Annotated in this window: 10 protein-coding genes; 3 read left to right on the top strand and 7 right to left on the bottom strand. The window is 42.5% G+C overall.

The genetic code is table 11. From position 1 onward, the window contains the following. Positions 1-203 precede the first annotated feature (203 nt). The gene (locus EDD57_RS07065) at positions 204-1355 is read left to right on the top strand and encodes a nucleotide disphospho-sugar-binding domain-containing protein (RefSeq protein ID WP_131848758.1); all 1152 of its coding nucleotides are present in this window, start codon (positions 204-206) and stop codon (positions 1353-1355) included. Between the two features lie 57 nt (positions 1356-1412). Here EDD57_RS07065 and EDD57_RS07060 read toward each other — a convergent pair whose 3' ends face one another. Next, entirely contained in the window at positions 1413-2231 is an 819-nt protein-coding gene (locus tag EDD57_RS07060) for a sugar nucleotide-binding protein (RefSeq protein ID WP_131848757.1), read from the bottom strand. A gap of 74 nt (positions 2232-2305) precedes the next feature. Then, the gene (locus EDD57_RS07055; protein ID WP_131848756.1) at positions 2306-2614 is read right to left on the bottom strand and encodes a DUF6881 domain-containing protein; all 309 of its coding nucleotides are present in this window, start codon (positions 2612-2614) and stop codon (positions 2306-2308) included. Between the two features lie 215 nt (positions 2615-2829). Here EDD57_RS07055 and EDD57_RS07050 point away from each other — a divergent pair, with 215 nt between their 5' ends. Then, entirely contained in the window at positions 2830-3282 is a 453-nt protein-coding gene (locus EDD57_RS07050; RefSeq protein WP_131848755.1) for a hypothetical protein, read from the top strand. A 147-nt stretch (positions 3283-3429) separates the two neighbouring features. Here the strand turns inward: EDD57_RS07050 and EDD57_RS07045 are convergent, their stop codons facing one another. Beyond that, positions 3430-3882, bottom strand: coding sequence for an ACT domain-containing protein (locus tag EDD57_RS07045; RefSeq protein ID WP_131848754.1), 453 nt, complete (start codon positions 3880-3882; stop codon positions 3430-3432). A 190-nt stretch (positions 3883-4072) separates the two neighbouring features. On the opposite strand from EDD57_RS07045, the gene EDD57_RS07040 reads away from it, so the two are divergent. Then, a complete protein-coding gene (locus tag EDD57_RS07040) occupies positions 4073-4549 on the top strand; it encodes a low molecular weight protein-tyrosine-phosphatase (protein WP_131848753.1) in 477 nt (158 codons plus the stop codon). 211 nt (positions 4550-4760) lie between these two features. Here the strand turns inward: EDD57_RS07040 and EDD57_RS07035 are convergent, their stop codons facing one another. From EDD57_RS07035 to EDD57_RS07020, 4 genes are read right to left on the bottom strand one after another with little or no spacing between them, the layout of a single operon-like run. Then, positions 4761-5045: a ferredoxin family protein gene (locus EDD57_RS07035; RefSeq protein ID WP_072330529.1), complete on the bottom strand. Its 285-nt coding sequence runs from the start codon at positions 5043-5045 to the stop codon at positions 4761-4763. Continuing rightward, positions 5042-6352 (bottom strand): FAD-dependent oxidoreductase, encoded by a 1311-nt coding sequence (locus EDD57_RS07030; RefSeq protein WP_131848752.1) that lies wholly within the window; start codon positions 6350-6352, stop codon positions 5042-5044. The genes EDD57_RS07035 and EDD57_RS07030 overlap by 4 nt, the downstream gene beginning before the upstream one ends. An 18-nt stretch (positions 6353-6370) precedes the next feature. Next, complete coding sequence (locus tag EDD57_RS07025) at positions 6371-7438, bottom strand: electron transfer flavoprotein subunit alpha/FixB family protein (RefSeq protein WP_131848751.1); 1068 nt, start codon at positions 7436-7438, stop codon at positions 6371-6373. A gap of 13 nt (positions 7439-7451) precedes the next feature. Continuing rightward, on the bottom strand, positions 7452-8285 hold the full coding sequence (locus tag EDD57_RS07020; RefSeq protein ID WP_131848750.1) for an electron transfer flavoprotein subunit beta/FixA family protein: 834 nt from the start codon (positions 8283-8285) through the stop codon (positions 7452-7454). Positions 8286-8297 lie beyond the last annotated feature (12 nt).

The following is an 8297-nucleotide window of genomic DNA, read 5'->3' as shown; positions in this document are numbered from 1 at the left end:
AAGATAAAACTAAAAGGTATGAGTCCAGTTCAATACCGAACACATACCCTGCAGGTTATTTAAACTTTTGTGTCTAACTTTTTGGGTTCACTTCATTTTAGGCTATGGCTTTCTTTTTATTTATTACAGGTATTCCTGAAGACTTAGTTGAAATATATAAGTTAAAGTGAAGTAAACTATTTCTTAATGGGAGGTATCTGTTCGTGAAATATCTATTCTTTATGATGCCAGCATTCGGACATATGAATCCTACGCTAACAGTAGCAAAGGAATTGGTGAGACGTGGAGAAGAGGTAGTTTTTTATACAACCGATGACTTTACAGATGGCGTCAAAAAAGCAGGAGCAGAGATTCAAGTGATTGACCCGATTTTCAATCCGATCAACTTCTTCGAAAAAGTAGATCCTCATGGGGATCAGTCTTTTCTGAAACCTCCTATTCACTTGATGACGCAGTATATGGACGAAGCCCGCCTGAAAGCCCGCGAATTAATGGATCAAGTAAAAAGCGAAAAAGCCGATGTAGCCATCTACGACCCGATGTGTGTTTGGGCCAAAGAAATAATTCACACTCTCGATATTCCTGCCGCTACCTTTTATAGTAGTTTCGCATTCCACAAAGAAGCACCTACTCTACAAAAATGGGTGGATCAATATTTCGAGCCAGAAGAGCAGCAAATCTTGCATTTGTTTACCACTGCTGAAAAACTAAACATCGTATCAAATCCAAAGGAATTTCAATATGATGTGGAATTTTTTGATCATCGTTATGCATTTGTTGGGCCTCTTATCTCCGATCGACATGTTACATCCGACCTTCTCTTAGATAGTCTCAGCTCACAACCTATCCTATACATCTCACTCGGAACCATCTTAAGTAATGCTGATTTTTACAAAAATTGCTTTGAAGCCTTTGGAGAAACACATTGGCAAGTGATCTTAAACATCGGTCCAAAAACAAGTATGGAAGAGCTAGGCTCCATCCCCAAAAACTTCATCATCCGACCTTTTGTCCCTCAGTTAGAAGTACTTAAACATACGGATGTCTTCATCTCCCACGGAGGAATGAATTCCATCATGGAGGCATTATGGTTTGGGGTTCCTACGGTTGCTATTCCGCAATCAACTGATCAGCCACTTGTTGCAGAACGCCTTACTCAACTTGGATTAGGAGAGTCGATCCAACCTGATCAAGTTACTGCGGAGCAATTACGAGAGACTGTAAACAAAGTGAGCCAATCGGAATCCGTTCGAGTAAATCTTCAAGCGATGCGTCAAGCAATGCAAGAAGCAAATCCAGTTCAGCAGGCGGCTGATCGATTGCAATCACTGGCCAAACAACAGGCGGTTATGTAGCCTATATGATCCACTCACAACCAACATGATTTCTCTTTGGGGATCTTGTTGGCTTTTTTATTGGAGTAGATGCGAAATAATATCCTGATTTGTACATTGTAGCGATTTCGGAATGTCATCGCGATTGGACTCTATCTGAAAGTAAGCAGTGTCCTCTTTATCTAAGAATAAACTATGCTGCAATATACTCTTCTCAACTTTTAGCTGATGTAAGATTTGTTCATAAAACTGGCTTTGCGTCATTCGATCTACGGAGGCTAAGTGGAATACACCTTTTAAATCGTGTTCGATCATAAATCGCACTTGTTTAGCCAATAAAACATCTAGATGATGATTGCAAACAAGATTGCTAAATACCTCAATGGCTTTATGATCTTTCAAACTTTCTTTGATTTGATTCAGCCTCGGTGAATCCTTCCCCCATATCATCGGAATTCGAATGATAATAGCCTTCCCGCCCAGCATTTCTTGAAGCTTATTTTCACATTTCATTTTGAATTTCCCATAATCCGATTCAGCAATAGGGGTGTCCGTTTCGGTGTAGGGTCTTGAATAATCTCCATCAAATACATTAGTTGTGGAGAAGTAGTACAGTTTCGTTTTTTGATTTTTTATACTCCTAGCCAATTCCTCGTGGAATGTAAGTTGTTGATCATACTCGCCTCGTAAACAAGAAATCACAAAGTCAGGCTTAATAGTGTTCATGATTTCCTTCATCTTATCAATGTTCTGCACTTCTAATGAGAACTGTTTATCCTGCGGAAGAGAAGTAACGTTAGAAGTGTATGTACCGTATGTATCAAATCCATCCACTAATTCAACAATGAGGGCCCGTCCTACAAGGCCACTCGCGCCTAGAACTAGTATTTTTTTCATCCGTTATTTCTCCCTTATATGTATGTCATATGGATCCATTTTTCTGATTACAGTATGGCTCATCCTTCTTACTTTTATTTTACATACCTATCCCACAGCAACTCAAAAACTTCTTTCCCAATCTCAGTTCCCACAAACACCTCATAATCATTTGATTGATCGAAAATATATTGTAGGTCATCAGGGTATGGTTCAGGAGACAAAAAATCTAGATGCTCCACATGCTCGGACGCATATCCTACAGCTTCATTTTTATAAAATACTAGTTTTCTTGTTTCATATCTTTGAGAATCCAATTCACAGAAAAATTTATATGGCTCATCTGGGTGAGAGTGGATCCAATCAACAGATACATAGGTAAACGTAGCAATTTCTTTGGCCAAAATATTCACCAGCTCCCTTCATATAAACTATACCACTGCTCTCTTCCCCCCTAACAATCAGAATCATTTTTATTCAAAGTATTATATTGATGTAATATTCATAATTAAATTATTAACAAAATATAAAAAATTTATTACAAATGTTTACAAAAAATGTATTTGTGTTACAATATGATTGTTTGCAAATTAGGAAACAGAACAAGGGGATGTTAGGAATGAAGAGTAAACGTTTCGTAGCAGGAATCATTGCTTGTAGTGCTATGATCGCGGGGACAGGATTTGTTGCTCCAACTACTACTGTAGCCGCTGGAATCGAAAAAAATATTCCAGGTGAATGGGAAAATGCTTCTTTTCAAGTAGAAAATCAATCTTCTTTACCACAAGAAGTTTCGAGCCAAGTGGACGTGACAAACAAGGCGATCACCATGGTGAAGCATGGTAAGAAAACATATGTATACTTATCACTTGGCACCGAAGGCGCGTTGTATCATTTCACTGTGAACTCTTCCATTATCAAAAATGGTAAGCTTTTCGTCACTGCTCAGGCAAAGATGGCAGCTTATAAATATATGGCAAGCCCAGAGTATGAAGTGATTTCATACGATAACACAAAATACAAGATTAATGAAGTAGACGGCTATATCAACGTGATAAACAAAATGAACTAATTCTTTCGTTTTAAAGTAAAAAGGAGCGGTAGGTACTCTGCCGACTCCTTTTTACTTTCATTAACTTATTGCTTCTATAGTCTCCTCTCATAGGAAACTATTTTCTCCCATAATAATGTCGACTCTGGGGAATCCGGCTCAAGGCCACTACTCCACCCCAATCACGGTTACCCGTTGCACACCCTTCATTCCACGAAGCCGATTTACTAGATCCTCTAAATCGGAAACCAAACTAGTTAAATCGACTGACATGGAAACGGATGCTTCTCCTTGGAGAGGGATCGTTTGGTGGATGGTAAGGATGTTTACTCCCATACCCGCTAAGAAGCTTAGAACCTGAGATAGAACACCCGCTTGGTCTTTTAGTAGAAAGACCAGAGTCACCATCTTGCTTTGGTTCAAACTTTGAAATGGAAAGATAGAATCTCGATATTTATAGTAGGAACTACGGCTCAGCCCGACTTTGGCTACTGCTTGTTGAACCGTCTCAACTTCACCTGTCTCCACCAGTCGTTTTGCTTCCAATGTCTTCTGGATCACTTCAGGCAATTGATTATAGCGGACCAATACCAAGCGCTCTTCATCATCTCTCTTATACACAAAACAACCTCTTTTATTGAAGTTTTGTTAGCAACACAGTTTCGAAAAATACCGGCATCCATTTTCCAGATCATTACCTTTATTCAAATACAATGATTATCTCGCATATTGTATCGTTTCTCTTAGCTCTAAGCAATCACTTTTGGTAATATAAGAGCATACTACCTTCACATCAAAGGAGCAATAAATTATGGTATCTATACTATTCGTCTGCTTAGGAAACATCTGTCGTTCCCCTATGGCGGAAGCTGTGTTTCGCCATTATGTAATCGAAGAAGGTCTCGAACATGAAATCCACATCGATTCTGCTGGTACTGGAGACTGGCATATAGGAGAACCACCTCATCAAGGAACGATGTTAAAATTAAAAGAGTATGGAATCTCTTCACAAGGAATCCACGCACGCCAAGTAAAAAAAGGTGATTTCGATCAATTCCAATGGATCATCGGCATGGACACATCTAACGTAGAGAACCTACATAAAATCGCCCAAACTACCCATTCACACGTATACCCATTTATCCATTTCATTCCCGGCACCACCTACGAAGGAGTCCCAGATCCCTGGTACACAGGCAACTTCCAAGAAACCTACGATCTCGTCCAACAAGGGTGTAAAAACTTGCTAGACGAGATCATAGCGAAACATGGATTAAGCAAGAAATAAGCCTTCCAATGATCTTTGCGGTAATCTACCATTACGCAAACCCTCGGTCACCCAATAATCGGAACAGACTAGGGCAATGTATCTGACCACAGCGATGTTAGTGAGCTGTGGTCAGATCATCGCCCCGGTCTTGCTCCACTCAACAAATCCAAATAAACCAAGCCCCCAAAACACCCAAGAGCTTGGTCCCCAACCAGTAATCAATAACTCCCTATCCCAACTTATAACTCATCCCATATCCACCCTGCGGATACACCCACTCAATATTATAAGCTGGACAAGCAATCCGACACGTCCCACATTCAATACAGTTCTCATAAGCAACTGTCGTGATCTTCTGACTAGGATCCCAGTCATACACATCCGCCGGGCAGAAAAAGTTGCAATCCTTCGTCGTGCAGTCGACACAAACATCTGTCTCTTTGATCGTCAGATGCGAAACATCATCACACTTAAAACGAATCGTATACAGTTTATCCGAAAGATTTTGACTCATCCGTTCATCGACCTCCAGCCCTTATAGCCTAATTTTAATAAATTCATCATCCCACCAGCCGCTTCCTTCACTCTCCGAACCGCATACTTCTGCTTCTCTGCTTTTGGTACTCCATCTACTAAAAACATATTATACGCTGCATCATTTAGTGCCTTCGGTAGCCTGCTAAACAACAATTCGGGGTCTTCCTCTTTTAAAAGCTGATGCATCCCTTTGTATTTTTGCAAATCCTTCATGATGAATGATGCCTTGACTGACTCATCATACAAACGAAGACTACTAGCCGAGAAATCCTCTTTTGTCTTAGCAGCAATAATGGCCTCTCCTGCCAAACGACCTGATGACATGGCTAAGTTAGTCCCTTCCCGGTGAACAAAGTTAACCAATTGGGCAGCATCCCCCACCAAACACCAACCATCTCCCGACAGTGGGGGCACAGAATAATAACCACCTTCTGGAATCAGGTGACCTGAGTATTCTAACGTCTCCCCACCTTGAATCAGCTTTCGAATCATCGGATGTTGCTTGACCGATTCCAAGATTTGATAAGGTTTCATTCGCTTGTCACGTAGATGCTCCACCATCACTCCGACTCCCAGAGAAATGGTTTCTTTGTTGGTGTATAAGAAACCCATTCCAGCCATCCCGAGTGATGTTTCGCCCATAAACTCGATCGTAACACCTTCATTGCCCTCAACCTGAAAGCGATCTTGAATCTTCTCACTCGGAAGCGCGATGATTTCTTTCACGGCCAGTGAGACTTCATCTGTTTTCCACTCTCTATGGACACCTAAGGCTTTTCCTAGTAAGGAATTTACTCCATCTGCTATGACGACGACATTCGCATATAAATCCCCATCATCACGATCCGTCTTCACTCCGACCACTCGATTTCCTTCTCGAATCACATCTAACGCTACCGTTTGATAAATCGGCAGGGCCCCTGCCTCTACTGCTTTATTGGCAAACCATTGGTCAAATTTAACTCGCAACCCGGTGAAACAATTATACGGATCTTTATACGCCTCATTTCGGTGCCCAAAGGTAACCATCGACTCTTTGCTCATCATCCAAATTCGTTGCTCAATAATATTACGCTCCATCGGGAAATTTCGTTCTTTCCAAAATTCTGGAACCAACTCTTCAACCTGTTTCCGATAAAGAACGCCGCCAAAAATATTTTTAGCCCCAGGGAATTCGCCACGTTCGAGTAGCACAACACTGAGCCCAGCCCTCGCCATCGTGAGAGCTGCTGCTGTACCTCCTGGCCCTGCGCCCACTACAATCGCATCAAATTTTTCGTTCATCTGCAATCACTCCTCCGATTAGACTTTAAAAGCCATAGTGGGATCTTCTTTCGCCGCTTTTCTCTTTTTTACTTCTGCGGTGATCGCAGGAACAATTTGAAACAAATCCCCAACGATGCCGTAGTGAGCAAACTGAAAAATAGGTGCATTTTCATCCTTGTTAATCGCAATGATCACATCGGAACCAGCCATTCCTACTGTATGTTGCACCGCTCCGGAGATACCAATCGCAAAGTATAACTTAGGTCGCACGGTATATCCTGTCTGGCCAACCTGATGTTCATGAGCAATCCAACCTGCATCTACACAAGCACGACTCGCTCCAACCTGTCCACCTAGCTCATCGGCCAGTTCCTTCAGCAGACGGAATGGTTCGACACCTCCGAGCCCACGGCCTCCTGACACGATAATCTCTGCTTCTTCTAAGTTAACCGTCCCAGTCTGCTCGATGAAGTTCACAACTTCTGTCGCGATCTGCTCTCCTGCTGTCGGATTGGGAATGAGAATAATCTCCCCCTGACGCTCCGGATCACGAGGTAGAGCTTGAAAAACTCCCGCCCGAGCCGTTGCCATCTGGGGGCGATATTGTTTACATAGAATCGTAGCCATCATTTTCTCAGAAAAAGCCGGACGACTTGCTAGTAGTAGCCGGGATGGGTGCGGCTCCACATCCAATTCAGTCGTATCAGCGGTTAATCCAGTCGGAAGATGAGTAGCGATCGCCCCCGCCAAATCTCTTCCTGTTCCCGTAGCGCCAAATAGGCAAATCTCAGGCTTATGCTCTTCGATCAACTTTAGGGTAATGCGGCTATAAGGCCTAGTACGATAATCCTGAAGTTCAGGACCTTGGCAGAGGAAGACACGATCTGCTCCATAATAAATTGCCTCATCTGCTAGATGACCCACTTGATCTCCAATGACAAATGCCATTAAAGGAACTTCCAACTTATCTGCTAATTTTTTTCCAGCACCAAGCAACTGCCAAGATACTTTCTTCGCAGTTCCACTACGTTGCTCTATAAAAACGAGAACACCACGATACCCTGACCAATCTGGCATCTGCTCATTGCTTTGCTCTGTTGACATCGTTTCTCCTCCTTCAAGCCCAACCTAGTTTCTGAGCTAATTCACTACCCCACAACTTCTCCATCAGTTGCTCTGCTATTTGCTCGAGAGCCTCACCAGAAATTTTTTCTCCATTCACTTTCCGAACCTCCGGAACCCACGTCTTACTTACAATAGTAGGGGAACCTTTTAAACCAATCTTACTGATTTCAATGTCAGGAAAATCATTGGTTGTCCAGACCACAGGCTTAAATCTCGCCGCCCGAATCATCCCGGGCATAGGAGCCCTTCGAACTTTATTTAACTCTTTTAGCGCTGTGATCAGTACGGGAAAAGAAGTCTCAACCACTTCGACTCCATCTTCTAACTTACGCTCCACACGAACACGGCGTTTCTCTGGATCCACATGGATCACTTTTCCTACATAAGTAAGCTGTTCTAAATCCAAACGACACGCAATCCCTGGTCCTACCTGACCTGTATCCCCATCCAGTGTCTGCTTTCCACAGAACACCATATCAATGGCTCCCCACTCGTCAGCTACTTTTTCTAATGTTTTTGCTAACACATACGATGTTGCAAGAGTATCTGCTCCTGCAAATTTACGATCTGTGATCAATACAGCTTCATCCGCTCCGAGTGAGATACATTCTTTGAGGGATTTTTCTGCAGGAGGAGGTCCCATCGTGACCACTGTAACGCGTGCTCCTAGTTCATCTTTAATCCGCAGCGCTTCCTCTAATCCGTGTAAATCATAGAAATTTACAATACTTGGGACGCCTTGGCGAATTAAGGTATTGGTAACTGGATCGATCCGGATCTCTCTACTGTCTGGAACCTGCTTGATGCAAACAACGATATGTAGCATTTGGCTACCTCC

Origin of the sequence: Baia soyae, from assembly GCF_004341445.1 — a bacterium.
GTDB classification, from domain to species: Bacteria; Bacillota; Bacilli; order Thermoactinomycetales; family Thermoactinomycetaceae; genus Baia; species Baia soyae.
The sequence above is the reverse complement of the archived record's forward strand: the minus strand, read 5'-3'. Positions and strand labels throughout refer to the sequence as shown.

Coding starts and splice junctions, on each gene's coding strand:
- EDD57_RS07060 (WP_131848757.1), bottom strand. CDS start 2,231: ATGAAAAAAATACTAGTTCTAGGCGCGAGTGGCCTTGTAGGACGGGCC.
- EDD57_RS07050 (WP_131848755.1), top strand. CDS start 2,830: ATGAAGAGTAAACGTTTCGTAGCAGGAATCATTGCTTGTAGTGCTATG.
- EDD57_RS07040 (WP_131848753.1), top strand. CDS start 4,073: ATGGTATCTATACTATTCGTCTGCTTAGGAAACATCTGTCGTTCCCCT.
- EDD57_RS07035 (WP_072330529.1), bottom strand. CDS start 5,045: ATGAGTCAAAATCTTTCGGATAAACTGTATACGATTCGTTTTAAGTGT.
- EDD57_RS07030 (WP_131848752.1), bottom strand. CDS start 6,352: ATGAACGAAAAATTTGATGCGATTGTAGTGGGCGCAGGGCCAGGAGGT.
- EDD57_RS07025 (WP_131848751.1), bottom strand. CDS start 7,438: ATGTCAACAGAGCAAAGCAATGAGCAGATGCCAGATTGGTCAGGGTAT.
- EDD57_RS07020 (WP_131848750.1), bottom strand. CDS start 8,285: ATGCTACATATCGTTGTTTGCATCAAGCAGGTTCCAGACAGTAGAGAG.